Origin of the sequence: Bradyrhizobium sp. HKCCYLS20291 (genome assembly GCF_051167715.1) — a bacterium.
Classification (GTDB): Bacteria; Pseudomonadota; Alphaproteobacteria; order Rhizobiales; family Xanthobacteraceae; genus Bradyrhizobium.
This window is the reverse complement of the sequence record NZ_JBNPTO010000005.1, coordinates 240,934-267,103: the sequence shown is the minus strand read 5'-3', so window position 1 is coordinate 267,103 and position 26,170 is coordinate 240,934. Positions and strand designations below refer to the sequence as shown.

The 26,170-nt window shown below is 65.2% G+C and carries 24 protein-coding genes; 11 read left to right on the top strand and 13 right to left on the bottom strand.

Annotation, left to right across the window (positions count from 1 at the left end; translation table 11 throughout):
* Window positions 1-94: 94 nt before the first annotated feature.
* Complete coding sequence (locus tag ACQR07_RS14130) at window positions 95-1,873, bottom strand: putative bifunctional diguanylate cyclase/phosphodiesterase (protein ID WP_434902878.1); 1,779 nt, start codon at window positions 1,871-1,873, stop codon at window positions 95-97.
* Between the two features lie 186 nt (window positions 1,874-2,059).
* Window positions 2,060-3,022: a sensor histidine kinase gene (locus tag ACQR07_RS14125; RefSeq protein ID WP_434902877.1), complete on the bottom strand. Its 963-nt coding sequence runs from the start codon at window positions 3,020-3,022 to the stop codon at window positions 2,060-2,062.
* 169 nt (window positions 3,023-3,191) lie between these two features.
* Here ACQR07_RS14125 and ACQR07_RS14120 point away from each other — a divergent pair, with 169 nt between their 5' ends.
* On the top strand, window positions 3,192-4,034 hold the full coding sequence (locus ACQR07_RS14120) for an SDR family NAD(P)-dependent oxidoreductase (protein ID WP_434902876.1): 843 nt from the start codon (window positions 3,192-3,194) through the stop codon (window positions 4,032-4,034).
* Between the two features lie 172 nt (window positions 4,035-4,206).
* Here ACQR07_RS14120 and ACQR07_RS14115 read toward each other — a convergent pair whose 3' ends face one another.
* The 6 genes from ACQR07_RS14115 to ACQR07_RS14090 all read right to left on the bottom strand — a co-directional run bounded on the left by ACQR07_RS14115 (window position 4,207) and on the right by ACQR07_RS14090 (window position 9,354).
* On the bottom strand, window positions 4,207-5,583 hold the full coding sequence (locus tag ACQR07_RS14115; RefSeq protein WP_434902875.1) for a cytochrome P450: 1,377 nt from the start codon (window positions 5,581-5,583) through the stop codon (window positions 4,207-4,209).
* Window positions 5,584-6,354: 771 nt separating this feature from the next.
* Window positions 6,355-6,510, bottom strand: coding sequence for a hypothetical protein (locus tag ACQR07_RS14110; protein WP_006610278.1), 156 nt, complete (start codon window positions 6,508-6,510; stop codon window positions 6,355-6,357).
* A gap of 196 nt (window positions 6,511-6,706) precedes the next feature.
* A complete protein-coding gene (locus ACQR07_RS14105) occupies window positions 6,707-6,907 on the bottom strand; it encodes a hypothetical protein (RefSeq protein ID WP_434902874.1) in 201 nt (66 codons plus the stop codon).
* A 287-nt stretch (window positions 6,908-7,194) separates the two neighbouring features.
* Window positions 7,195-7,908 (bottom strand): outer membrane protein, encoded by a 714-nt coding sequence (locus ACQR07_RS14100; protein ID WP_434902873.1) that lies wholly within the window; start codon window positions 7,906-7,908, stop codon window positions 7,195-7,197.
* A gap of 345 nt (window positions 7,909-8,253) precedes the next feature.
* Window positions 8,254-8,577 carry a YnfA family protein gene (locus ACQR07_RS14095; RefSeq protein ID WP_434902872.1) on the bottom strand — a complete coding sequence of 108 codons (324 nt, stop codon included), beginning with the start codon at window positions 8,575-8,577 and terminating at the stop codon, window positions 8,254-8,256.
* Window positions 8,578-8,634: 57 nt separating this feature from the next.
* Entirely contained in the window at window positions 8,635-9,354 is a 720-nt protein-coding gene (locus ACQR07_RS14090) for a hypothetical protein (RefSeq protein ID WP_434902871.1), read from the bottom strand.
* A gap of 87 nt (window positions 9,355-9,441) precedes the next feature.
* Here ACQR07_RS14090 and ACQR07_RS14085 point away from each other — a divergent pair, with 87 nt between their 5' ends.
* On the top strand, window positions 9,442-9,867 hold the full coding sequence (locus tag ACQR07_RS14085; protein ID WP_434902870.1) for a MerR family transcriptional regulator: 426 nt from the start codon (window positions 9,442-9,444) through the stop codon (window positions 9,865-9,867).
* Window positions 9,868-9,997: 130 nt separating this feature from the next.
* A complete protein-coding gene (locus ACQR07_RS14080) occupies window positions 9,998-10,408 on the top strand; it encodes a response regulator (protein WP_434902869.1) in 411 nt (136 codons plus the stop codon).
* Window positions 10,409-10,698: 290 nt separating this feature from the next.
* Here the strand turns inward: ACQR07_RS14080 and ACQR07_RS14075 are convergent, their stop codons facing one another.
* Complete coding sequence (locus tag ACQR07_RS14075) at window positions 10,699-11,940, bottom strand: LLM class flavin-dependent oxidoreductase (protein ID WP_434902868.1); 1,242 nt, start codon at window positions 11,938-11,940, stop codon at window positions 10,699-10,701.
* 497 nt (window positions 11,941-12,437) lie between these two features.
* Between ACQR07_RS14075 and ACQR07_RS14070 the strand changes: the two genes are divergently transcribed.
* Window positions 12,438-13,997: an extracellular catalytic domain type 1 short-chain-length polyhydroxyalkanoate depolymerase gene (locus tag ACQR07_RS14070; protein ID WP_434902867.1), complete on the top strand. Its 1,560-nt coding sequence runs from the start codon at window positions 12,438-12,440 to the stop codon at window positions 13,995-13,997.
* A gap of 81 nt (window positions 13,998-14,078) precedes the next feature.
* On the opposite strand, the gene ACQR07_RS14065 is transcribed toward ACQR07_RS14070, so the two are convergent.
* On the bottom strand, window positions 14,079-14,747 hold the full coding sequence (locus ACQR07_RS14065) for an MBL fold metallo-hydrolase (RefSeq protein WP_434902866.1): 669 nt from the start codon (window positions 14,745-14,747) through the stop codon (window positions 14,079-14,081).
* A 143-nt stretch (window positions 14,748-14,890) separates the two neighbouring features.
* On the opposite strand from ACQR07_RS14065, the gene ACQR07_RS14060 reads away from it, so the two are divergent.
* Complete coding sequence (locus tag ACQR07_RS14060; RefSeq protein ID WP_434902865.1) at window positions 14,891-16,489, top strand: alpha-amylase family glycosyl hydrolase; 1,599 nt, start codon at window positions 14,891-14,893, stop codon at window positions 16,487-16,489.
* Between the two features lie 224 nt (window positions 16,490-16,713).
* Here the strand turns inward: ACQR07_RS14060 and ACQR07_RS14055 are convergent, their stop codons facing one another.
* Window positions 16,714-18,414: an alpha-amylase family protein gene (locus tag ACQR07_RS14055; RefSeq protein ID WP_434902864.1), complete on the bottom strand. Its 1,701-nt coding sequence runs from the start codon at window positions 18,412-18,414 to the stop codon at window positions 16,714-16,716.
* A gap of 125 nt (window positions 18,415-18,539) precedes the next feature.
* On the opposite strand from ACQR07_RS14055, the gene ACQR07_RS14050 reads away from it, so the two are divergent.
* Both ACQR07_RS14050 and ACQR07_RS14045 read left to right on the top strand, forming a co-directional pair.
* On the top strand, window positions 18,540-19,022 hold the full coding sequence (locus tag ACQR07_RS14050) for an MmcB family DNA repair protein (RefSeq protein ID WP_434902863.1): 483 nt from the start codon (window positions 18,540-18,542) through the stop codon (window positions 19,020-19,022).
* 235 nt (window positions 19,023-19,257) lie between these two features.
* On the top strand, window positions 19,258-19,623 hold the full coding sequence (locus ACQR07_RS14045; RefSeq protein ID WP_434902862.1) for a hypothetical protein: 366 nt from the start codon (window positions 19,258-19,260) through the stop codon (window positions 19,621-19,623).
* A gap of 21 nt (window positions 19,624-19,644) precedes the next feature.
* Here the strand turns inward: ACQR07_RS14045 and ACQR07_RS14040 are convergent, their stop codons facing one another.
* Both ACQR07_RS14040 and ACQR07_RS14035 read right to left on the bottom strand, forming a co-directional pair.
* Window positions 19,645-20,199, bottom strand: coding sequence for an ActR/PrrA/RegA family redox response regulator transcription factor (locus ACQR07_RS14040; RefSeq protein ID WP_434902861.1), 555 nt, complete (start codon window positions 20,197-20,199; stop codon window positions 19,645-19,647).
* A 155-nt stretch (window positions 20,200-20,354) separates the two neighbouring features.
* Entirely contained in the window at window positions 20,355-21,704 is a 1,350-nt protein-coding gene (locus ACQR07_RS14035; protein WP_434902860.1) for an ActS/PrrB/RegB family redox-sensitive histidine kinase, read from the bottom strand.
* Window positions 21,705-21,801: 97 nt separating this feature from the next.
* Here ACQR07_RS14035 and ACQR07_RS14030 point away from each other — a divergent pair, with 97 nt between their 5' ends.
* From ACQR07_RS14030 to ACQR07_RS14015, 4 genes are all read left to right on the top strand, one after another.
* Entirely contained in the window at window positions 21,802-22,593 is a 792-nt protein-coding gene (locus ACQR07_RS14030; RefSeq protein ID WP_434902859.1) for an ABC transporter ATP-binding protein, read from the top strand.
* A complete protein-coding gene (locus ACQR07_RS14025; RefSeq protein ID WP_434902858.1) occupies window positions 22,590-23,402 on the top strand; it encodes an ABC transporter permease in 813 nt (270 codons plus the stop codon). Before ACQR07_RS14030 ends, ACQR07_RS14025 begins: the two co-directional genes overlap by 4 nt.
* 123 nt (window positions 23,403-23,525) lie before the next feature.
* Window positions 23,526-24,854: a polyhydroxyalkanoate depolymerase gene (locus tag ACQR07_RS14020; protein WP_434902857.1), complete on the top strand. Its 1,329-nt coding sequence runs from the start codon at window positions 23,526-23,528 to the stop codon at window positions 24,852-24,854.
* Between the two features lie 208 nt (window positions 24,855-25,062).
* Complete coding sequence (locus ACQR07_RS14015; RefSeq protein ID WP_434865208.1) at window positions 25,063-25,902, top strand: M48 family metallopeptidase; 840 nt, start codon at window positions 25,063-25,065, stop codon at window positions 25,900-25,902.
* Window positions 25,903-26,170: the final 268 nt, after the last annotated feature.

The following is a 26,170-nucleotide window of genomic DNA, read 5'->3' as shown; positions in this document are numbered from 1 at the left end:
TGCAGCTGCGGGCCGGGTCAAGGCGCTTTGGAAGGCAGTCTGGAACGCCTCATACTTTGTGCTGACAGATGGATCCCCGGCCTCTCGACGGAAATCAGCGCCGATATTGGCTGGTGCGCGCGTAGGACTGGCGATTTTCCTGCACCGCGCGACTCGCCAGACTCATGCGCGCCTCGCTTGCAAGCGGGGTCACCGGCTTGAGCTCCTCGAGGAAGATCGGCCGTGAGAAGTAGTAGCCTTGCGCATAGCGGATCTTGGTCGCCGCCTGCAGGTAGGCGAGCTCCTCGAACGACTCGATGCCCTCGGCGATCACGGTCATGCCGAGCGCCTCGCTCAGCGACTCGATCGCGCGAAGGATGCCCTGGCTGCGCGGCCGCTTGTGGATGTCGGTAATGAAGGAGCGGTCGATCTTGATCTCGTCGGCGGTGATGTCGGCGAGCGCCGAAAGCGACGAATAGCCGATGCCGAAATCGTCGATCGAGATCGCGACGCCGATCTCGCGCAGCAGCGGCACGATCTCATCCTGGAATTGGCTGCGGGTGACGAAGGCGTCTTCGGTGACCTCGACCATGAACCGCTTGGGAAAGCCGGTGTTCTCCAGCGCCCGCGCGAACGGACGCATGAAGTCCAGGTTCGAGGCCTGCTTGGCCGCGACATTGATGCTGATCGTCGCGCTGTGCCCGAAGGTCTCGTTGATCAGGTCGATCGACTTGACGATCTCGTCCAGCACGAGATGGGTGAGCTCGTCGATCAGGCCGAGCTCCACGGCCAGATTGATGAAGGAGCCGGGAGCCTGGATCACGCCCTCATTGTCGCGCAGCCGCACCAGCGCCTCGATACCCTTGATCTCCTCGGTACGGATGTCGACCTTGGTCTGGAACGCGCAGCAGAACCGCTTCTCCAGGATGGCCGAGCGCAGCGACTGCTCCACCTTCATGCGCGCGAGCGCCTCGTGCTCCATCGCGCTGGAGAAGAAGGCCATCGCGCCCTTGCCGCCGTTCTTGACGCGATACATGGCGAGATCGGCGTTATGCCGCAGCATGTCGTAGCTCGCGCCGTGCTCGGGAAACAGGCTGACTCCGACGGATGCGGATGCGAACACCTCGGCTCCGTCGATGAAGAACGGCGCGTTCAGGCGGTTCAGCATGTCCTGCAGGAACTCGGCGACCTCCTCGGCCCGGTCGATCGGGTGCAGCAGCAGCAGGAACTCGTCGCCACTGATGCGCGACAGCAGGTCGGTCTCGCGGAGGTCGCGGCCGATGCGCTTGGCGAATTCGATGAGCAGCGCATCGCCGGTGGCATGGCCATAATAGTCGTTGATGTACTTGAAATTGTCGAGATCGAGGAAGGCGAGCGCGAAGCGGCCATCGATGTCGCCGCGCCGGACCAGATGGTTGGCGCGATGCTCGACCACCCGGCGCATCGGCAGGCCGGTCAATTCGTCGTAATAGGCGGCGCGGAACAGCTGGTCCTCGAACTCCTTCTGCTCGGTAATGTCGGCCGAGCTCGACAGCAGCACGTGCCGATCGCCGATGCGGAGCGGGCGGTGTGCCGTCAGCAGCGTCTGCGCACCGAGCGTGCTCGTCACCTTCTCTTCGGAGATCACGGTGCGACCCCGCGCGAGCAGCTCACGGCAGCCGTCGCGCCGGCCGTCGAGCTGCGGGGACGAAACGACGTCGACGCTGTTCGCTGCGGCGCCGAGCTGGAGAGCGGCGGCATCGTTGACGAGAAGAAAGCGACCGTGCTCGTCCTGCACCGTGACACCGGACGGCAACTGACTGACGACACTGCGCAGAAAGCGCAGCTCGGCCTGGGTGGTCCCCCGATCGTCCGACGTCTCAGCCAGAAAATTGAAATGGTCGCTGCTGTACATGCACCGATTGTGCAAAGTTCCCGCTTCATTTTAGTTAAGCGGTACGTGGAAACACGGAAGCCGCCTTCAAGCATGGGAAACGAATGAGAGATCGAGCCGCAGCGTCATTAATGGCCGGTAAACGCGCGCGCGTCAGGTGCGGCGCCGGCCTGCTGCGAAAGTCGAACAACGCCGCGCCGGCGCATCTCAGCTGTGCGGGATCCTGAACTGCATCGTGCAGTGGAGTCCGGTGTTCGAGAACGTGGTTTCGGTCTTGCCGTCGAACGGCGACAACGCCGCCTTGAGGAGCTTGGTGCCGAAGCCCGGCTTGCCGACGTGCTCGACCGGCGGGCCCTCGGCCTCGTCCCAGCTCAACGTGAGGCGATCCTCCTGCCTGGCCCAGGTGACTTGAAGGAAGCCGCGCGGGGATGCGAAGGCGCCATACTTGCCTGCATTGGTCGCCAGCTCGTGGAAGATCAAGGCCAGACTGACGGCGAGCTTGGCCGGAAGAAACAGCGGATCGCCGTTGAGCTCGAAGCGGACGTGGCCATAGGGCCCGAGCTCCGACATCAGGAGATCCTTCAGGTCGCACCCCTGGCCATCGGCGCGCGCGATCAGGTCGTCGGCGGTCGCGAGCGCGCGGATCCGCTGATCGATGCGGTCCCAGACCTGCGGCTGCTCGTACAGCACCTGGTGCAGCACCGCGTGAATGGTGGAGGTCTTGTTCTTCAGCCGATGATGCAACTCGTCGACCAGGAGCTTGCGATACTGCTCCTCCTCGGTCAGCCGCCGCGCGATCTCGCGCTGCTTGGCGGCAAGGCCGCGATAATGGCTGACGCCCCAGATCACCAGCCCGTTCACGGCGAGATACATCGCCATCAGCGCCAGCCGCGCCGCATCGACCGGACCGCCGCCAAAGTCCAGCGCCAGGCCGAGTCCCGCGCCCAGGATCGCGGTGACGAGCCCGGCAGCCGAACCGCCCATGGCGGTGGCAAAGAACACGGCCGGGATATACGGCGTGAAGAACACGTCGGGCCGCAGCTGTGCCATGCCGAGACGGACGCCGGTCGCGATCAGCAGGCACGCCGCGGCAAACAGGCTGCTCCACATCGCCGACGGCTGCTGCTCGCCACGCCAGATCCGTTTCATGTCGTCGATGAGTCGCATCATGGACGTTCATCAGCCTCAATCGCGCATCCAAATTAAGGCCGGCGTGGCGGTAATTTGTCCGGTAAATGGAGGCCGTATCACTTGTGTTGCAACTTTGCGCGCTCGATGATGGTTCCGTGACGGGAACTTGGGCGAATTGTAACCAATCAACAAACAAGAGGATCGGGAAATGGGACGACTGGACGGCAAGGTGGCCGTGATCACCGGGGCGACCAGCGGCATCGGGCTGCGCACGGCGGAGGTCTTCGTCGCCGAAGGCGCGCGGGTGGTCGTGGCTGGACGGCGCAGCGCCGAGGGCGAGGCGCTCGCGGGCCGTCTCGGCGCAAGCTGCATATTCCGCCAGACAGACGTCACCGTCGATGAGCAGATGCGCGCGCTGATCGATCTCGCCGTCGACCGGTTCGGCCGGCTCGATTGCCTGTTCAACAATGCCGGCGGCCCGGCACAGACCGGCGGCATCGAGGGCCTCGAGGCCGATCGTTTCGATCAGGCGATGGCGGTGCTGGTGCGCAGCGTGATGCTCGGGATGAAATACGCCGCGCCCCATATGAAGAAGCAGGGCACCGGCAGCATTATCAACAACGGCTCGATCGCCGGACGTCTCGCGGGCTTTTCGACCTCGGTGGTCTACAGCACCGCGAAGGCCGCCGTGATCCACTTGACCAAATGCGTCGCCATGGAGCTCGGCGAATCCGGCGTGCGCGTCAACTCGATCTCGCCCGGCCTGATCGCGACCGGCATCTTCGGCAAGGCGCTGGGGCTGTCGACCGAGGCCGCCGAGAAGACACCTGAGACGATCCGCACCGCCTATGCCAGCGCGCAGCCGATCCCGCGCGCCGGTCTTCCCGACGACATCGCCCATGCCGCGGTGTTCCTCGCCAGCGACGAATCCAGCTTCATCAACGGCCATGATCTGGTCATCGACGGCGCCATCACCGGCGGCCGCAACTGGAGCCAGCAGCAGCAGGGCTATCAGACGATGCGCAAGCTGCTCGGGGATGCGGTGGAGTAGGAGATGGCAAAGAATACACGTCGTCATGCCCGGGCTTGACCCGGGCATCCACCTCCTTCCATCCGCGGGTGCAGCAGGATGGATGGCCGGGTCAAGCCCGGCCAGGACGAGGTGGTAAGGCTCCGCAACAAACCAAGATCCTTGGCGCCCTTGCTGTATCAATGCGCCCGACTCACACCGCCTTGATCTGCACCTTCAGCCCGTCGCGCGGCTTCGGGATCGGCCAGACCTGCCAGCTCGGCTGGTAGCCGGGCGCGAACGAGACCTCGATGTTGGATAGGAAGTGCCGCGCAAAACACTTTGCCTGCATGTAGGCGAAGTGCAGGCCGAGGCACATATGGGCGCCGCCGCCGAACGGCACCCAGGCGAAGCGATGACGGCCGCGCTGGGCCTCGTCGGTGAAGCGCATCGGGTCGAACGTCGCGGGCTCAGGCCAGATCTCCGGCATATGATGGGTGAACATCGGATTGATGCCGACGCCGGTGCCGGCCGGGATCGCATAACCCTTGAAGGTGAAATCCCGGATCGGCCGGCGTGGTAGCGACGGCACCGGCGGCATCAGCCGCAGCGTCTCCTGGAACGCCATCTCGGTCAGCTTCATCTTCTCCAGATGCTCCGAGCTCATCTCATCGTCCTTCGCGAGTCCGAGGCTCGCGACTTCCTCGCGCAGCTTCTGCTGCCACTTGGGATGCGCCGCGAGCTGGGCGACGAAGGACGTCAGCGACGAGGTCAGCGTGTCATGCGCCGCCATCATCAGGAAGCTCATGTGATCGACGATGTCCTGCGTCGACAGCAGCGCGCCGTGATCGTCGGTGGCGCGGCACAGATGCGAGAACAGATCGTCGCCGTCGCCGCTGGCGCGGCGCAGCGGAATCTGCTCGGAGAAATAGGCGACGACGCGTTGGCGGCCCTTGACCCCGCGCGCCATCTGGGTGCCCGGCCACGGCTTGCGGATCGGTGCGACCGCAGCCGCGACCATGTCGATGAAGGCGCGGTTGATCTCGTCGACCTCCGGCCCGATGTCGCTGCCTAGGAACGAGGTCGCGGCAAGATCGAGCGTCAGCTGCTTGATCGCCGGATAGAACAGCATCTCGCCGGGCGCCTGCTTCCACTGCGCGATGCGTGCGGCGATGCCGCGGTCGAGGCCGGCGAGATAGGACTTCATCGGCCCGGCCTTGAAGGCGACCGACAGCGCCTTGCGGTGCATCCGGTGCTCGTCGAAATCGAGCAGCATCAGCCCGCGGGGAAACAGCAGGTTGAGAATGTGGCCCCAGCCATGCGCCGAGGAGAACAGTTTGGCCTGGTCGAACAGCACGAGCTCATTGGCTTCCGGCCCGAGCAGCACGACGTTGACGTCGCCGAACATATGGGTGCGATAGACGGGGCCATATGTCCTGGCATTACGTTCGACGTGCCCCTTCGGGTCGGCGAGCACATCGAAGGTCTTGCCGATGATCGGCCAGCCCTCGTCGCCGGGAATATGGGTGAGCGAGTTGCGCCGTGGCGAGGTCAGGCGAAAGGTCGGCGTGGCCACACTCTGCATCGACATGGGGGGCTCCGTCTGTGATCGGCACGCGGCGCGGGCGCCGCGCCGACACTGTATTGAAAGGCGGTTGCAGCCGTCATGCAATACACTGCGTGATTTGGTCTCGGAGAATTGTGCTGCGTTGCAAACGACCGCGGTCTCGCGGCGCGTTCATGCGTCCGAGGGATGGAATATTCCGCCCTCTTCGAACAGAGGGCGCGGGGAATGCCGGGCGCTGGCCGCACCCATGGCCCGCCTGCGAAAAAAATGCAGGCGGCAGGAACCACAGGTTCAGCCGAGACATCCCGGCATTCCCCGCGCGATGGTTTTCACGCTTATGTCGCGCTCTCCCCGGTGTCCGGCTTGTTAGCCACCGTCGCCTGAGGGCATCGACATCACCCAAAGGCTTAGCGCCAGCGTCGGGGCGCCAGGACCACGCGTCTTCACGTCCGCAACCAGCCGTTCGTCCGCGAGCCCAAGGGCCCGCTGCGGCACGATCGCGGCCACCGCGTCCCACCTCGCGCGTCGTGACGATCGCGATGCGCCCCTCTTGCCGAGGCGGGACGGCGCGAAAATAGGCGCGATTCGGAAAAACAAAAGAAGAATATTTTTGCGCGCAGGACTGGACAGGGGTGATGTGATTGAGGCGGTTCGCGAAATGAGTTTCTGCGCGCACCGTAGAATGGCGGTCAACCGGCGATCGGCAGGTCGGCGCGACGACGTTTCGCGTTTTGCAAAGGCGTTCGGCTGGAAGCGATTTGCCCGTCGGGTCGCCTGACCTTCCGGGCAAGACCATCAGCCCGATTTGTTGATCTTCTTCACCTTGGCATCGGTGGCCTCGATCGAGGCAGCGAGCTCGAGGATCGCCTTGGCGAGGAGGTCGGCGGCCTCCTTGGGATCCTGCGACCGTTCGGCGCGCAGCGCGTAGTTCTTGGCTGACGAGAGTGACATTGACGGCCTTTCCCACGGAAAAGCCCGCCGGGTCGGGACGGCGGGCTAACACACTTGCCAAACGCGCGAGCGGTCCCCAGCGGGCGCTGCTCGACTCGCCGAGCCTAGCGGGCACGGGTTAAGAAATCCTCGTGACGGTTGGTCAGGGGTGCATGCCCGGCTGGGCGGGGCGTCGGTTCGCCTCGAGCCGCAGTCTTCAAAGCACGACGCCTTGGCGATAGGCGAGCTTGGCCCGCCCGCTCACCCGTCGGCCTCGCCGCGTGACCTTAACTGCAATTTGATCGCGGTCGATTCGGGTCATCAGGATGCCGCAGCAGTCATAGTGCGCCAGTCCGATGTCCTGGCTCGTTTCGACGTGTAGTTCCATGCGGGCCGGATCAGCGCCGAAATTGCGCACGATTGCGTCGTCGCCATAGAAGCGCTTGATCGTGTCCTTGATGAAGACAAGGGAGCGGGCGGCTGTGGAGCGAGCGGAGGGTTGGCAACGGGCATGGCGCTACAAGTTAGCGTTCGGGCGGCTTGCAGCCAAGCCTCGGTCCCCGTTGTTCAATCGTGCTCACCTCGATCAGCGAGCCGTGCCCACCGTGGCGCTGAGGATTTCGTCGCCCGATGGTGGGCACGCGCCGCCTCTCGGCGTCGCTTTGCCCACCCTACGCTTTTCCGTTGTTCAGGTGCGACCGCGCGTCAGAACTTGTAGGCCAGCCCGACCGTTGCCGTATGAGTTCGCGTCGTGACATGCGCGGTGAAGCGGTCGTCGAAGCCGATACCGACGCCGCCGACGGTGAAGAACTGTTGAGTCCAGGTGCCGAAATCGGCGTAGCGATAGTCGGCGCGCACCAGCCAGTGGCCGCCGATCATGTGTTCGACGCCGCCGCCGACGGTCCAGCCGAGCCGGGTCGAGGCGAAGGTGTCGTTGTGCGGATTACCGGCGCAGAAGCTGTTGCCTGCGACGACGGCGCAACTCGCGTTCAGCTCGACACGCTGCCACGCCACGCCGCCGCTGCCATAGAGCAGCGTGTTCGGCGCAACCAGATAGCCGAGCCGGGCGCGCAGGCTGCCGTCCCAGGTGTCCTTCACCGTGGCTGGGGGAAGGCCGAGCAGCGGAGCGCCGAAGAACAGACCCGTGGTTCCAGGCTGGGGATTCGCCGTCTTCTTGTTATCGGCCCAGCCGAAGTCGCCTTCGAGGCCTGCGACCCATGTCGGTGCGAACTGCCAATTGACGCCGAGATAGCCGCCGATCCTGGCCGCCAGGCTGTCGATGCTTCCGCCGGTGCCCGCCGTTGGCACGAACACGCCAACGAAGTTCGGAGCGACGTCGCTGGTTCGCCAATAATTGTCGGCCCAACGGACGCCGATCGACGCGCCGGCGTAGGCGCCGGTCCATGTCGGCGCAGCCATGGCGGTTGGTGCCTTGACGGGCAGATCGGCCGCAAGCGCTGAGCCCGCGAGCACGGCTCCCGCCAGTACCGCTAAAAGCCCCGCAGCCCCAGATTTTGCCATGCTTCGCCCCAGCGCGCGACGTCCATTCGCCGCCATCGCGGCAACCATCGCTTGTCGCAATGAGGGTGGCAATTCAATTGCGGGCAGTCGGGCCAAAAAGCTCGCAATGTTGCCGGCGGGATACGGTGCTTGCCCGAGACGATTTGGAGCGTCAGAGTTTAGCGTGTCGGGTCCGACGGACGGCGGCGCCTCGCCGGGTTCGCCGGGACGATTTGCTGTCAGGCAGGCTGCTATTGGCGCCCATCAGCCTCGCGGCCCCCATAGAATGAGCGCCGCGCCGATCAGGCAGACGCCGGCGCCCGTGATGTCCCAATTGTCCGGGCGCGCGCCTTCGATCGTCCATAGCCAGGCGAGCGACGCGGCGATGTAGATTCCGCCATAGGCGGCGTAGGCGCGGCCTGCGGCATCGCTGTCCGCCAGCGTCAGCAGGGACGCGAAGGCCGTGAGCGAGAGCAGTCCGGGAAGCAGCCACCACGCAGGTCGGCCCAGGCGCAGCCAGCCCCAGACGGCGAAGCAGCCGCCGATCTCGGTGATGGCTGCGCCGATGTAGATCAGTGCGGTCCTCATGATGGTCGGCATCCCCCGCGCCATCGCGGCCATTCGAAGGTCACGCGATCTCGTCAGCTAGACGCGCAGCGCGCGGATCAGCGGCTTGTCGATCAGCGGCCACAGCAGCGCAACCGTCATGAACAGCGTCGATGCGCTCAACGCCACAAGAGTCGTCCTCGCCGGTCTCAGTCCGGTGCGGCGGACCTGCCAGGCGAGCCATCCCCACGCGCCCGTCACCGCCAGCACCGCAAGCCCCGTCATCCACCAATGCAGGTTCACCAAGGTCGACAGCAGCGAGCCGCTGCCGGCGAGCACGGCCGCGGGCAGCGTGAACGGCAGCACGCAGCAGGCCCCGCATGCGACGGCGCCGGTCGCAAGGGTCATGGCGGTGGCGCCGGCCGCCCGCGCGCCGAGCAGCTTCGCTTTTGGCCGCTCGGCTGCCGCACATGCGCAGGACGATGCCGGGTCCGGCGATGCCGGCGCGCTGGTCAGGAACGTCTCGAACAGCGCATCCGCCGCCTCGCGCGCGCGCTCCGGCGCCGTGATCGTCAGCTGCAGCGCGTCCGGCGATTGCTGCAGATCAAAGGCGAGGAAGGCGCAGCAGCTCTGCTCGGCCTCGACGAGACGCTGCACGTGCGGCCATGCGCCGGGCGCGTAGGTCAGCCGCAGCACGAGATCGTCGCGCTCATGATGCAGCAGCGCGTCACGGTTGAGGGCGGCGATCCGCGCCATGCGGTCCTTCATCGCTCCTGACGTCAGCGTGCAGGCAATCATGGGGGCTTCGGCGATCGACATCGGCGTCTCCTTGATGTGAGTTGCCGCGACCGTACAGGCTCAAGTAACTTGAGCTTCAAGCGCGAATTCGAGCATGGATCGGCCGTGATGAAGTCCCTGAAGATCGGAGCCCTGGCGAAGCTCACGGGCACCAATGCGCCGACCATCCGCTATTACGAGGAGATCGGGCTGTTGCCGTCGGCCGGCCGGCAGCCCGGCAATCAGCGCATCTATGGCGAGGGCGATGTCCGGAGCCTCACCTTCATCCGGCGCTGCCGCGCCTTCGGCTTCTCGATCGACCAGGTGCGCGAGCTCATGGCGCTGGTTCGCAATCCGGCGAGCTCGTGCGTCGGCGCGCGCGATCTCGCGCAGACGCATCTCGACGCTGTCAGGGCCAAGCTCGTCGAGTTGAAGGCGTTGGAGCGCAGCATGGCCGCCTTCGTCGCCGATTGTGATGCGTCCTGCTGCGGCGGGCCAGGACCGGACTGCGTCATCCTCGACGATCTGGCGAAGCCTCCGGCGAGATCGTCGTAGACTGGGAGGCGCCCGTTCCGCCCGCGGCTCCGTAGATCTACGGGCTCAAATCTTTACCCCACGGCCATTGCCGCCGCCTTACCAACAGCCGGACCTGGACGTCTGGCCAGATGGCAACGAGGGCAAAGCCATGAGCAATCAGTTGCTGGTGATCGAGGATACTGAGGTGCATCTCTCGATTCTGCGAAAGATTGCCGCGCAATGCGGCTACGAGGCGACCTGCGTTGAGACGGTCGACGCGGCCGCCGAGCTGCTGCGCCAACGGACGTTCGACTGCATCACGCTCGACCTGTCGCTCGGTGATCGCTGCGGCGCTGACGTCCTGCTGCTGCTCAACGAGCTGAAATCACGCACCCCGGTGATCTTCATCAGCGGCGCCGAGGACGGCACCCGCGAAGAGCATGTCCGGCTCGCAACGGTTCTCGGACTCGTGGTCTATCCGCAATTCCAGAAGCCCGTCGACCTGCCGGCGCTGCGCGAGACCCTGAAGCAGATCGCGACCATCGCCGACTGCGGCAAGCTGGTCGCTGCGGTGAGGTGAGGCTCTCCTCGGCGCTCGCCGGCCGTACGCTCAATGCTTTGCGTCCACCCATCATCGCCGTCATGGCCGGGCCTGTCCCGCCATCCACGCCGTTCGACATGGGGGATGGACGTGGATGCCCGGGTCAAGCCCGGGCATGACGAGTAGCTAATGACAGTGAAGCTGCGTAGGGCGGATTAGCGCAGCGTAATCCGCCGTCAGTCTTCGTGTCGTTTTGAGATAGGCATGACCAGCTTCGCTTGGGGCGGCGGATTACGCTGCGCTAATCCGCCCTACGTTCCTACGTTCTTTCATCCCCGCCGCTTCGCTGCGGCCTCCTGCAGGTCCGGCGCGTTCACCGCGGGGATCGCGACGCGGCCCGGGCCGGTCTGCGACAGCGCGGCGGCGGCCTTGTCGTTGTCCATGATCTTGGCCATCACGGCCTGGCCGGCGCGCTCGAAGATGGCGCGGTTCTCGATGACGAATTTCTGCGAGCGGCGCAGCCCGTCGATGTAGCCGTTGATCTCCGGCACGACGTAGCGCGCGACCATGTCCCAGCTGCGCCGCGTGTTCTCCGGGTTGGCCCAGTCGTGCACGAAGCCGATGATATGGCCGACGCCACCGGACACCTGCATCAAATTCTTGATGGTCTTGACCAGATCGTCGGGCGTGCCGATCGTCGACGCCGCGCCCTCGACGAACGCGGTCTTGTCAACGGCTTCATCGGGCGAGTCGAACGGCTTGAGGCCGGGCCGCATCAGGGTGCCGACGGTATACTCGTTGTGCCAGCGCATCAGTCCGGGGCCGGCCTCGCGGCGCGCCTGCTCGCGGCTCTCGGCGATGTGCCACGACAGCAGCACGCGCCAGTTCGCGCGGCTCACATGGGTGCCGTGCTTCTTCGCGGCGTCCTCGGCGAACTCCCATTGCTGCGGCAGCGCCATCAGGCCCTGCGTCGACATCGAGCCGAGCGAGATGATGCCGATGCCGTATTTGCCGGCGAGCGTCATGCCCGACGGCGAGATCTGCGAGGCCACGACGAATGGCATCTCCTCCTGCAGCGGCAGGATCTGCAGCGCGGCGTCGTTCATCGTGAACCAGTCGCTCTTGGCGGTGACGCGCTCGCCGTTGAACAGCCGGCGGATGATCGCGATCGCCTCGTCCTGGCGGTCTCGCTGGGTCATCGGATCGATGCCGAGCGTGTGCGCATCGGAGGCCAGCGCGCCGGGACCGGAGCCGAAGATGGCGCGGCCGCCGGTCATGTGATCGAGCTGCACCATGCGCTGCGCGACGTTGTAGGGATGATGATAGGGCAGCGAGATGACGCCGGTGCCGAGCTTGATGCGCTTGGTGCGCTCGCCGGCGGCGGCGAGGAACATCTCCGGCGAGGCGATCGTCTCCCAACCGCTCGAATGATGCTCGCCGCACCAGAACTCGTCATAGCCGAGCTCGTCGAGCTGCGAGACGAGATCGAGGTCGCGGCGAAATTGCAGCATCGGATGCTCGCCGATCGGATGATGCGGAGCGAGGAAGGCTCCGAACTTCAGGCGCGCCATGTTGTTTTCTCCCAGCGGAATGTCGTTGTTGTTTGCGCATCAGGCTAGTTGGCGCCCCGTGCGGAAGCAATCATCTTGCTGCCTCTAAGAGAGCCGTGCATGCCTGCCATTTGTTGTTTACGGATCGCCGATCGCTGCGCACACTGGGAAACGAGATCGCGATTCGAACGGCGATGCGTGCGGCTTCAATCCAGGACCGTGAGCCTAAAGCAGTTGCGTGATCGTTCGTGCTCACCCTGTCCGCGATCTCGAGAGTACCTGGTTCGTTTTTCGGTGATTGCTGCGTGAAGTGCCGCCTCGGCGTGGCATTTTGATCGCAGCGCGAACGAAATTCGCAATCAAATTGCTGCCGTCCGCGTTCACGCGGGCTTTTTCTTTTGCGCTGCAGCAACCATCTGGGTGATGGTGGGTTTGATCGGCGCTGACGTGACGACCTCGACGTGACGACCTCGACGTGACGATCCCGACGTGAAGATGTGACTGCCAAGGAGCTGCCGTTGTCCCTCGCTGAAAATGTTGAGTATTTGCGACGGCTGCGCGAGCTGAACGGCATCACGGGATTCGATTTCCACCGTCAGCCGCGTTCGGTGCCCGAGTGTCCGCTGATCGAAGTCGAGGGCTTCGGCGACAATCCCGGCCGCCTGAAGATGTTCGCCTATGTGCCGGCGCAGCGTCAGCCGCTGCTGCCGCTCGTCGTCGTGCTGCATGGCTGCTCGCAGGGCGCGGCCGACTACGATCTCGGCGCCGGCTGGTCGACGCTGGCGAAGCATTTCGGCTTCGCGCTGCTGATGCCGGAGCAGCAGCGCATCAACAATCCGCAGCGCTGCTTCAACTGGTTTCAGTCCGAGGACATCACCCGCGGCCAGGGCGAGGTCGCCTCGATCCGCGAGATGATCGCGCGCATGGTCGCCGATTGCGCCATCGATCCCGGCCGGATCTTCGTCACCGGCCTGTCGGCCGGCGGCGCGATGACGATGGCGATGCTGTCGGCGCATCCGGAATTGTTCGCGGCCGGCGCCGTCATCGCCGGACTGCCGTTCGGCGCCGCCCGCAACATGCGCGATGCGATCCTGCAGATGCGGATGCCGCCGGCGCGCCCTGCCGGCGAGCTTGGCGATCTCGTCCGCCGCGCCACGGACCATCGCGGCAGATGGCCAAGACTGTCGGTGTGGCACGGCACCGCCGACTACACGGTGCATCCGGACAATGCCGGCGAGATCGTCAAGCAGTGGCTCGACCTGCACCACCTGCCGCTGGCGCCGATGGCCGCGAACAACGTGAACGGCTATCCGCATGAGCAGTGGTGGGATGCCGACGGCGTGACGGTGGTGGAATCCTTCACCATCACCAACATGTCGCATGGCACGCCGATCGGCGTCGCGGCCAACGACAAGCGCTACGGCAAGGCGGGGCCGTTCCTGCTCGAGGCCGGCATCTCCTCGTCCTACATGATCGCAAAATTCTTCGGCGTCACCGACTGGATCCGGCAGCCGAAGCCGGCGGTGACGTCGCCGAGCACGAAGCTCATTCCCGAGGTGTCGCCGATTTCGGCGCTGCCGACGCTGACGAAGCTGCTGCGCGGGCCGGACGATGCGCCGGCCGGCGCACCGGCCGAGGCGAAGGCGGCTGCGGTGGAGACGGTGCCGGCCAAGTCGCCCAAGCCCGCGCAGCCGAACAAGCCTGCGCAGCCGCGGCCCGCACGCGCCAAGCCGAACCGCTCCGCGGCGCGGCCGCCGAAGCGCAAGGCCGAGCCGGTGGCGAGCGTGTCGCTGCCGGGCGAGAGCAAGGCCGTGAGCGCAGCGCCGGCCGTTGCGCCAGCTGAAGTGAAGCCGCCGGTGGTCGCCAAGCCCGCTGTGGCCAAGGCTGCGGTGACCAAGCCCGTGGCGGACAAGCCCGCGGTGACCAAGGCCATCGACATGACGCCCGCCGATCCGCCGGTCGCTGCGCTGAAGGCTGCGCCCCCTCCGATCGCGCCGCCGCCGGCCGCGAAGCGCCGCCGCGTCATCGACGTCGCCGCCGTCATCAACCGCGCGCTGAGGGCCGTGGGGCTGAAATAAGCTCACACGCGCGGGCGATTGTTTTGAAGCCGTCATTCGGGTTCAGCCCTGCGGGCTGCCCCGGAATGACGTGCCTGACGATCAAGCCATGCCGGTGAGGAACGGGTTCGTCATCCGCTCCTGGCCAAAGCTCGAGCCGGCGCCGTGGCCGCAAATGAAACCGATGTCGTCGCCGAGCGGCAGCAGCTTGTCCTTGATCGAGCGCATCAGCGTCTCATGGCTGCCGCCGGGCAGATCGGTGCGGCCGACCGAACCGTTGAACAGCACGTCGCCGACATGGGCGAAGCGCATCGCCTTGTTGAAGAACACGACGCTGCCGGGCGAATGTCCCGGGCAATGCAGGATGTCGAACACGAGCTCGCCGATCTCGACGGTGTCGCCTTCCTCCAGCCAGCGGTCCGGCGTGAAGTCACGCACGCCCGTGATGCCGAAGCGCGCGCCGCTGGCGACGACGTTGTCGAGCAGGAACTTGTCGGCGATATGCGGGCCCTCGATCGGCACCTTCAACGCATCGCGCAGATCGGCCGCGCCGCCGACATGATCGATGTGGCCGTGGGTCAGCCAGATCTTCTCGACGGTGACATTGGCCTGCGCAATCGCCGCCTGGATGTTCGGCACGTCGCCGCCGGGATCGATCAAGATCGCCTTCCTGGTCGCCTCGCACCACAGGAGGGTGCAGTTCTGCTCGAACGGCGTGACGGGCACGATCATCGCGCCGGCCTTCGCCTTGGTCTGGTTCTGCTCGGTCATGGCGGCAGCATGCCGATTTTTCGCATTGCGCCAAGCGAAAAGATCGCTGCGCGGGGGCTTGAAGCCGCGGCCACTGAGGTTGGCTTCTGAACCTGCCGCCGGTTCCTGCGTTGGGCCGCACGGTGCGAGTGCAAGGACGAGCGATGACGGAGCGTGGCGCCTGGTGGCGCGAGGGGATTTTCTACCAGATCTATCCGCGTTCGTTCCAGGACAGCGACGGCGACGGGGTCGGCGACATCACCGGCATCATCCATCGGCTGCCCTATCTGATGACGCTCGGCGTCGACGCGATCTGGCTGTCCCCGATCTTCACTTCGCCGATGGCCGATTTCGGCTACGACATCGCCGACTACACCGGCATCGATCCCTTGTTCGGCACGATGGAGGATTTCGATGCGCTGGTGAAGGCCGCGCATGACGGTGGGCTCAAGCTGATCCTCGATCTCGTGCCGAACCACACCTCCGATCAGCATCCGTGGTTCCTGCAGGCGCGGCAGTCGCGCGACGATCCGCATCGCGACTGGTACATCTGGCGCGATCCCGCTGCCGATGGCGGCCCGCCCAACAACTGGCTGTCGGAATTCGGCGGCAGCGCGTGGCAGTTCGACAAGGATACGGGACAGTACTACTACCACGCGTTCCTGGCGCAGCAGCCGGACCTGAACTGGCGCAACCCGGCGGTGCGCGCGGCCGTCTACAACGTGATGCGGTTCTGGCTGCGCAAGGGCGTCGACGGTTTTCGCGTCGACGTGATCTGGCATCTGATCAAGGACGCCGAGTTTCGCGACAACCCCGCCAATCCCGACTATCACGGCGAAAGGCCGCCGCATGAGCAGATCCTGTCGCGGTATTCCGCCGATCAGCCGGAGGTGCACGAGGTCGTCGCCGAGATGCGCGCCGTGGTCGATGAATTCGACGACCGCGTGCTGATCGGCGAGATCTATCTGCCGCTCGAGCGGCTGATGACCTATTACGGCAAGGATCTCGGCGGCGCGCATCTGCCGTTCAACTTCGCGCTGCTGTCGGCGCCCTGGCATGCGCGCGACATCGAGCGCATCATCGCCGACTACGAGGCCGCGCTGCCGCCGGGCGCCTGGCCGAACTGGGTGCTCGGCAATCACGATCGCCCGCGGGTGGCGAGCCGTGTCGGCGCGGAGCAGGCCCGCGTCGCGGCGATGCTGCTGCTGACATTGCGCGGCACGCCGACGCTGTATTATGGCGACGAGATCGGGATGCATCAGGTGGCGATCAGCCCGGAGCAGGTGCGTGATCCGTTCGAGACAAACGTCCCCGGCATCGGCGTCGGCCGCGACGGCTGCCGCACGCCGATGCAATGGAGCGCGCTGGCGCAGGCGGGGTTCACGCAAGCCGTGCCGTGGCTGCCGGTAGCGGACGACTACACCCATGAGAACGTCGTCAATCTCTCCGCTGACCTGCGCTCGATCCTCAATTTGTATCGCGCACTGATCCGCCTGCGGAAGACGCATCGCGTGCTCGTCACCGGCAGCTACCTGCCGCTGGCGGCACAGGGCGATCTCCTGCTCTACCGCCGCGAAGGCAATGGCGAGGTGCTCACGATTGCGCTGAACCTCGCCGACGAGCCGGTCTCGATCGCGACAGAGGGAAACGGTCTCGCCGGCACCATCCTGCTCTCCACCTGGCTCGACCGCGACGGCGAACGCATCGATGGGACGCTCGACCTGCGGGGAAATGAGGGCGTGGTGATTGGACGGAGCGCGTAGCGGCATGTTGTTGTTGCGCGACGTCGGCGCCTCAAATTCGGTGTCGTCCCGGGCTTGACCCGGGACCCATAGCCACAGGCCGTCGTGTGGCGACGATTCGGAGTTGCCGGCCTGCCTCAAGCGTCTCCCGGGATTATGGGTCCCGGGTCAAGCCCGGGACGACACTGAGTTTGAGGAGGCCGCATCGCCAACTCATAAGTTGTGTGGTCGCGTGCCTGCTGCGCTCACCGCCGCAGCGTCTTCCTGGCCCGCTTCCCCGGGCTCTCCGTCTCGATATCACTCCGACGCAGCAGATAGTCCAACCCGCCGACGCGGTACCAGCGGTAGCCGTAGGGCTCCAGCACCATGGTGTGGCGGCCGCGGTCGTCGGCGTCCTCGGACAGCAGATTGATCAGCAGCTTTCCGGTGTCGTCAGACAGGCCGGCATCGAACGTGATCTCGCGAGGCTTCTCATCGAGATTGTGCACGAACAGCACCGAATTGTTGCGCCAGTCGTAGCGCATGATCAGCACGGCCGGGTCCTTGGTCGCGATGACGGCAAAATCACCCCAGCCGATCTCCGGCACCTCCTTGCGCATTCGGACGATGCGCTCGGTCCAGTTCAGCATGGCGTTCGGATCGCGCCGCTGCTTGGCCGCGTTCACGTGCTCGTAGCCATAGGGTCCGTGATCGATCACCGGTGAAACCGATGTCTCGCACTTGGTGAAGCCGCCATGCGGCTCAGCCGACCATTGCATCGGCGTGCGCGCGCAATTGCGCTCGGGCAGGCCGAGATCGTCACCCATTGCGAGCTCGTCACCGTAGCGAATGACCGGCGTGCCGGGCAGGGTGAACATCAGGCTGTAGGCAAGCTCGATGCGGCGGCGATCGCCGCCGAGCATCGGCGCTAGCCGGCGGCGGATGCCGCGGTCGTAGAGCTGCATGCTCTTGTCCGGACCGAACGCCGCGAACACGGCCTCGCGCTGTTGCCTGGTGAGGCGGCCGAGATCCAGCTCGTCGTGATTGCGCAGGAACAGGCCCCATTGTGCGGAGGCTGGCCGCGGCTTGGTCGCCTGCAGCGCCTTGGCCAGCGGCCGGATGTCGGAGGCGGCGAGCGCATAAAACAGGTGCTGGTTGACGTGAAAGTTGAACATCATGTGCATGCGGTCGCCGTCGTCGCCGAAATACTGCATGTCGGTTTCCGGCAAGACGTTGGCTTCGGCGAGGATGATCGCCTCGCCCTGGCGCCATTGCAGGAATTCTCTGAACATCCTGAGCATGTCGTACTGCTCGACTGGCTTCTTGACGCCAGCGCCCTTGGTCGCGATCACGAACGGCACCGCGTCCATGCGGAAGCCGGAGACGCCGAGCTGGATCCAGAAGCCCATGATCTTCAGGATCTCGGCCTGCACCTCGGGATTGGACGTGTTGAGATCGGGCTGGAAGTCGTAGAAGCGGTGGAAGTAGAACGCGCCCGATTGCTTGTCGCGCGTCCAGGTGGTTTTTTGGACGCCGGGAAACACCATGCCCTTGTCGGCATTGGCCGGCTTCTTGTCCGACCACACATACCAGTCGCGATGGCGCGACGTCTTGGAGCTGCGGGCGTCGATGAACCACGGATGCTGGTCGGAGGTGTGGTTGACGACGAGGTCGATGATGACGCGGATGCCACGCTGCTGGCAGCCATGGGTGAACTGGACGAAATCGCCGAGCGTGCCGTAGCGCGGGTCGACGTTGTAATAGTCGGCGACGTCGTAGCCGTCGTCGCGCTGCGGCGAGGGCTGGAACGGCATCAGCCAGATCGCGGTGATGCCGAGGCCGTGCAGATAGTCGAGCCGTCGCGTCAGCCCCTTGAAGTCGCCGATACCGTCGCCGTCGGCATCCATGTAGGTGCCGACCGACAGGCAGTAAAACACTGCGTTCTTGTACCAGAGATCGTCGATCATGCGCGGCGCGCCCCGTTGCGCCGCCCCGCCGGCGGCCGGTGGTTAAGCGGAAGGCCGGCGTCGGGTTCCCTTTGCCGGGCGATGACCCTGCTTGGGCGCAGGCCGGAATCGGCTATGCTCCGGCCATGGACTCACCTGCCGCCAGGATCAGCCTCGTTCCCATCGACCGCCGCCAATCGGAGACGGCGCTGGCGATCGCGCGCGGCACGTCGCGGTTGCTGCGCTCGCTCGGCTTTGCGACCATCCCCGAACTGCCGCTGCCGTCGGGCCGCCGCGCCGATCTGGTGGCGCTGAACGAGCGCGGCGAGATCTGGATCGTCGAGATCAAGTCGTCGCTGGAGGATTTGCGGGCCGACCACAAATGGGAGGAGTACCGGGCGCATTGCGATCGGCTATTCTTCGCCTTCACCCAGGATCTGCCGTGCGAGATCTTCCCCGAGGGCACCGGGCTGATCGTGGCGGACGCCTATGGCGCCCACCTGCATTGCGAGGCGCCCGAGCACAAATTGCCGGCCCCGACCCGCAAGCTGATGACGGTCCGCTTCGCGCTCGCCGCCGCCCAGCGGATGAACCGGCTGATCGACCCGCAGGGCCATCTCGGCGAGTGATCGCGAGCGACCTCCGGACGGCTGTCACATAAGCACTAGATACCGGCGTTGGCAGCGCGCGGCAGGTCTCGCTGCCGCCGTCGGGGTCCCGGTGTTGCCGTGAAGCGACTCTTTTCGCGATTCAGGGCCGGCGTCGCCGCGATGCCCGACAATTGCCCCGCATAAGGCGCAACAACGCGAAACGTTCTTAAGACTCGAACGGTATCCAGCCCAGGGGTGCGGACAGGGACGACAGATGCGACGGGTAGTCTTGGCGTTGACACTGCTCTTCGCGACCGGGGTCCGCGCGGAGGAAATGGCGTTCTACGTCATCGGCGTGGGCGCCGACTCCTGCGAGAAGTTCATCGTCGCCGCCGAGGAGCAGCCGCCCGGCACCTACAAGGCGATCGGCAGCGCCGACGGTCCGTACGTCAACAGCATCTCGAAATATCAGCAATGGATGATGGGCTATGTCTCGGCCGTCAACGCCGCCCGCGGCGACGAGGGCATGCAGATCAAGCTCGATCTCACCGAGATGGACAGCTGGATGCGCAACTGGTGCAGCCGCAACCAGCGGCGCACGGTGTTCCATGCGCTCCAGGCGTTCGTGAAGTCGCACTGATCACTCCCGATCGAGCCGCGGCTACTTCGGCGCGCGCTTGGCGAGAATGCGCTGCAGGGTTCGGCGGTGCATGTTGAGGCGGCGCGCCGTCTCCGAGACGTTGCGGTTGCACATCTCATAGATGCGCTGGATGTGCTCCCAGCGGACGCGATCGGCCGACATCGGGTTGGACGGCAGCTCGGACTTCTCGCTGGTGGTCGCCAGCAGCGCCGCGACAACGTCGTCCGCATCCGCCGGCTTGGCGAGATAATCGACCGCGCCCATCTTCACGGCGGTGACGGCGGTGGCGATGTTGCCGTAGCCGGTCAGCACGATGGCCCGCGCCTCGGGGCGCTTGCGCTTAAGTGCCGACACGACGTCGAGGCCGTTGCCGTCGCCGAGCCTGAGGTCGACGACTGCGAAGGCCGGCGCGGACTTGCCGATCTGCGAGATGCCCTCGGCCACACTCTCGCACGAGGTCACGGTGAAGCCGCGTGTCTCCATGGCGCGAGACAGCCGCTCCAGGAACGGCTTGTCGTCCTCGACGATGAGAAGCGTGCGGTCCGGATGGTTCGTCAGTTCGGCGATGGCGCCCACGGTCATATCCTTGAGAAGAAGGCTCGATGTTGCGAGACGATCTGTCATGGCAGACATATGGTCCCTGCAAGGCTTGCTGCCAAGATCGCTGGTTGCCGCAGTCTGCGGCCTGACGCCGCGCAGGCTGTTCCGTATACCAGCTGCAGCCCGGAGGGTCATTCGGGTTCCACCTCGTCGCCGTCCTCGCTGGCCTCGAACCGCCGCCGGGGCCAGGCAATCTGGACCACGGCGCCATGGTCGGGAAAGGTCCGGTTGGTAAACGACACCTTGGCGCCGGTCCGCTCCAGCAAGGTCCGGGCGATGAAAACCCCCAATCCCAGTCCGCCGCCCTGGTTGCCGCCTTGCGCATCCTCTGCGCTGCGCCGGCGCGACAAATACGGCTCGCCGATGCGCTTGAGGATGTCCGGGGCGAAGCCGGGTCCATCGTCCGAGACCACGAGCTCGACGGTCTCGTTGTTCCACCACGCGTTCACCTCGACGGTATTGCGCGCGAAGTCGACGGCATTCTCCAGGATGTTGCCGACCCCGTAGAGGATCGCCGGATTGCGGCTGCCGACCGGCTCCTTGGTGGCGGTCACGGCGACCCGCACCTTGATGTCGACGCCGAAGTCGCGATGCGGCGCGACCGTCTCCTCGATCAGCGTCGACAGCTTCATGCGATCGAACATCGAGCCGGTGGACGACAGCTGGGTGATCTTGCCGAGGATGTCGCGGCAGCGCTGGGCCTGCTCGCGCAGCGTCTTGATGTCGGAGGTGACCTGGCCGTTGTCCTGCAGCGCGCGCTCCAGCTCGCGCGAGATCAGCACGATGGTGGCGAGCGGTGTGCCGAGCTCGTGGGCGGCGGCTGCGGCAAGGCCGTCGAGCTGGGTCAAATGCTGCTCGCGCGCCAGCACCAGCTCGGTGGCCGCCAGTGCGTCCGCCAGCTTGCGCGCCTCCTCGGTGACCTGGAAGGCATAGAGGCTGGTGACGCCGATCGCGAGCGCGATCGAGAGCCAGACGCCGAACAGATACACCGGCGGGAAGATCAGCGGCTCTTCGCCCTCCCATGGCAGCGGCAGATGCATGAAGAACAGTGCCGTGGCGCAGGCGACCGCAAGCAGCCCGAGCATGATCGTGAGGCGTACGGGCAGGGCGGTCGCCGCGATCAGCACCGGGGCCAGGAACATGTAGGAGAACGGGTTCTCCAACCCGCCGGTGAGATAGAGCAGCACCGTCAGCTCGACGATGTTGAGTGCGAGCAGGCCGCCGGCATGGGCCGGCTCGAGCAGCTGCATCGGGTTGAAGGCGATCTGCAGGGCGAGATTGAGCAGCGCCGACACGCTGATCACGGCGAGGCAGGGGACCACAGGCAGGTCGAATTCCAGCCCCTGCACGACGATGAAGATGGCGCTGAGCTGCCCCAGCGCCGCCAGCCACCGCAGCCGCAGGATGGTGTCGAGCCGGACGCGCTGGCGCGGGTGGCGATAGTCGGTGTCGGGCGTGTCGATGATCAGGGCGTCGGTCATGGCAGGAACTTAATGCCGCGACAACGCGGCGACAAATCGGGCTGGCCGTTGGTGGCCTGTTGCGATTTGCGGCACAATGCCTCAATGAACTCCCGACATGACGCAAGATGACGCAGCGCAGGCTCCATCGTTCGCTTCCGGTTCAGGCTCGCCTGCGATCGCCGTCGCGCGGCTGACCAAGATCTACAAGACGGCGACCGCCGTCGACGGCATTTCCTTCACGATCCGGCGCGGCAGCATCACCGGGCTGCTCGGCGGCAACGGCGCCGGCAAGACCACGACCATCGCCATGATCATGGGGCTGGTGCAGCCGACATCCGGCAGCGTGGAGGTGCTCGGCCACAAGATGCCCGACGAGAGCGCCGCCGTGCTCGGGCGGATGAACTTCGAGAGCCCCTATGTCGACATGCCGATGCGGCTCACGGTGCGGCAGAACCTCACCATCTTCGGCCGGCTCTATGCGGTCGACCATCTCAAGCAGCGGATCGCCGAGCTCGCCGACCAGCTCGACCTCACCGACTTCATCGATCGCGCCAGCGGCAAGCTCTCGGCGGGCCAGAAGACACGCGTAGCCTTGGCCAAGGCGCTGATCAACGATCCCGAACTGCTGCTGCTCGACGAGCCGACGGCCTCGCTCGATCCCGACACCGCGGACTGGGTGCGCGGCCATCTCGAGCGCTATCGCCAGCGCCGCGGCGCGACCATCCTGCTTGCTTCGCACAACATGCTGGAGGTCGAGCGCCTCTGCGACCGGGTCATCATCATGAAGCGCGGCCGCATCGAGGACGACGACAGTCCGGCCCAGATCATGGCGCGCTACAATCGCGCGACCCTGGAAGAGGTGTTCCTCGACGTCGCCCGCGGCCGCGACCGGGAGGCCGCACAATGAACGACGTGTCTTTGCGCATCGCGCCGCACCGGATCGGCGCGATGATCCTGCGCTACTGGTATCTGCTGCTGTCGTCGTGGCCGCGGCTCTTGGAGCTGATGTACTGGCCGACCCTGCAGATCATCACCTGGGGCTTTCTGCAGACCTACATCACGGCGAATGCCGGGTTCTTCGCCCGCGCCGGCGGCACGCTGATCGGCGCCGTGATCCTGTGGGACATCCTGTTCCGCGGTCAGCTCGGCTTCTCGATCTCCTTCCTGGAGGAGATGTGGGCGCGCAACATCGGCAACCTGATGATGAGCCCGTTGACGCCGATCGAATTCCTGCTGGCGCTGATGACGATGAGCCTGATCCGGCTGGCCATCGGCATCATCCCGATGACGCTGATCGCGGTGTGGTTCTTCGATTTCAACTTCTACAGTCTCGGCCTGCCGCTGGTCGCGTTCTTCTGCAACCTGATCTTCACCTCCTGGGCGGTCGGGATCTTCGTGTCCGGCCTGGTGCTGCGCAACGGCCTCGGCGCCGAGAGCATCGTCTGGACCCTGATGTTCGCGCTGATGCCGCTCGCCTGCGTGTACTATCCGGTGCAGGTGCTGCCGCATTGGCTGCAGCTGGTCGCCTGGTCGCTGCCGCCGACCTATGTGTTCGAGGGCATGCGCGCACTGCTGACCGACCAGGTCTTCCGTTCGGACCTGATGCTGACCTCGCTCGGGCTCAATGCTGCCCTGCTGCTGGCGTCGTTTGCAGCATTCGTTGCCCTGTTACGCAGCGCGCGTCGCGCCGGATCGCTGCTATCTTCGGGCGAATAATTGCTTTTCCCGTGGATTTCCGGGCTCTTTTCGGCGCTTTCAGGCACGAACTCGTAACACAGCGCATTGACGCTTAATTACGCATTCGGCAGTATGCTGCGCTGCAGAGAGGTAGAACAAGAAATGCCGATAGGTGAGTTTGGCGGCGCACCGCCACTGGCGTCAGAAGGCAGTCCGATCCTGACGACGCCAATGTACTGGATGTACGAGATGGCGCACGCCTCGCTCAATCCTGCGCGGGCCGTCACCGATGCCACCAAGATCCTGTTTCAGAACCCGCTCAATCCCTGGGCCCACACCGAGATGGGCAAGTCGATCGCGGCGGCCTGCGAGCTGTTCGAGCGCACCACGCGCCGCTACGGCAAGCCCGAATGGGGCCTTGACGAAACCGAGGTCAACGGCGTCAGGACGCCGGTCGAGGTCCGCTCGATCTGGGAAAAGCCGTTCTGCCGGCTGCTTCATTTCGACCGCAAGCACATCCGCCCGTTGCGCGCGCCGCAGCCCCGGCTGCTCATCGTGGCGCCGATGTCCGGTCATTACGCGACCCTGCTGCGTGGCACGGTCGAGGCGTTCCTGCCGACCCACGAGGTCTATATCACCGACTGGGCCGATGCGCGGATGGTGCCGCTGGCCGAAGGACGTTTCGATCTCGACGACTATATCGATTACGTCATCGAGATGCTGCGCTTCCTCGGCACCAACATGCATGTCATGGCGGTGTGCCAGCCGGCCGTGCCGGTGCTGGCGGCGGTCTCGGTCATGGAGGCCGAACGCGACCCGTTCGCACCAATCTCGATGACCCTGATGGGCGGCCCGATCGACACGCGGCGCAATCCGACCGGCGTGAACAATCTCGCCCAGGAGCGCGGCATCGACTGGTTCCGCAACCACGTCATCACCAAGGTGCCGTTCCCGCACCCGGGCGTCATGCGCGACGTCTATCCGGGCTTCCTGCAGCTGAACGGCTTCATCAGCATGAACCTCGACCGTCATGTCGACGCCCACAAGGAGCTGTTCGCCAACCTGGTGAAGGGCGACGGCGACCAGGTCGACAAGCATCGCGACTTCTACGACGAGTATCTCGCCGTCATGGACCTGGCCGCGGAGTATTATCTGCAGACAGTGGAGACGGTGTTCATCCGTCACGCGCTGCCGAAGGGTGAGATGACCCATCGCGGCGCGCTGGTCGACCCGTCGAAGATCACGCGCGTCGCGCTGATGACTGTCGAAGGCGAGAAGGACGACATCTCCGGGATCGGTCAGACCGAAGCGACGCATGGACTCTGCTCGTCGATTCCCGATCATCGCCGCGTTCACTACGTGCAACCGGGCGTCGGGCACTACGGCGTGTTCAATGGATCGCGATTCAAGTCGGAGATCGTGCCGCGCATCTGCGATTTCATGTTGTCTGCAGCGGATCCCAAGTCGCTCATCACCATTGCGGCTGAATGAGCACCAACGAGCGTTCTCGCGCATCCGAATCCGGCTGCGCGTTAACTCTTTGAAGAGACATTGAAAACCGGAAAATCCGGGTGGCTCAAGCAGTGAATGTGGCCTCACTGCTTGAGCGATGCTTTTGAATCAGGATTCGCCATTTCAGCGGCGCGCGAGCCCCAAACTGTAGGGTGCGGAACCCTCCGAGCCCCTGTATGTTGGGCAAATGATTTGTTTTTGCGCCGAGCGCTTTCCCTGGCGGTGGATATGGCAAAATCCGGGCGAGTTCTTACCCCCCGGACTGACAGAAATGGCCACTCGCGCGCTACTCTATCGGCGGCCCGCCGAACCTTCGCGTCTTCTCGTCAAGCATGGCTCGCAAATCTACTCGATTAGATTGCGGCGTCACCGTCGTGCGCGACGTTATACCCTGAGAATTCATCCGTCGGATCGCGAAGCGATCCTGACGATGCCTCCCCGCGGCACCATCATCGAAGCCAAGGACTTCGCGCAGCGTCATGGCGCGTGGATCGCGGCGCGTCTCGGCCGTTTGCCGAAGGCGGCGCCGTTCCTGCCGGGCATCGTGGTGCCGTTGCGAGGCGTTCCGCATAAGATCGTGCACCGCGCCGGTGAGCGCGGCACGGTGTGGACCGAAACGCGCGACAGCGGCGAGAAGATCCTGTGCGTGGCCGGCGGCATCGAGCACACCGAGCGCCGCGTGCTCGACTTCCTGAAGCGTGAGGCCAGGCGCGACCTGCAGAAGGCCTCTGATTCCTATGCCGAGCAGCTCGGCGTCAAGGTCAAGCGGCTGTCGATCCGCGACCAGTCGAGCCGCTGGGGCTCGTGCACCTCGGCCGGCTCGCTGTCGTTCTCGTGGCGATTGATCCTGGCGCCGCCCTTCGTGCTCGACTATCTCGCCGCGCACGAGGTGGCGCATCTGATCGAGATGAACCACTCGCCGCGGTTCTGGAAGGTGTGCGGCAAGGTCTGCTCCTCGGTCGAGCGCGCCAAGAAGTGGCTCGACACCTGCGGCAACGACCTGCATCGCTACGGCGTCGAAGACTGACGCACGCGACTTCGGCACGACATGGCCCGGCCCTTGCGGACCGGGCCATTTTGTATTCGCAGCAGGGAACTGCAATGCGCGCGATCTCCACGGGACGACTATCAATTCCTTAAGCCTTCCCGCGTGCAGGTCGCGCCATGAAGCCGTTTGCAGCGGGGCTTTAACGTGGCTGTAACGCTGCACTCGCCAGATTGACGTCATTCATCCCCAGGTGACGTCCCAGCGAGCCGCCGGGCCGTTCGCTGCAACCAAAGCGCCGGCCGTTTCC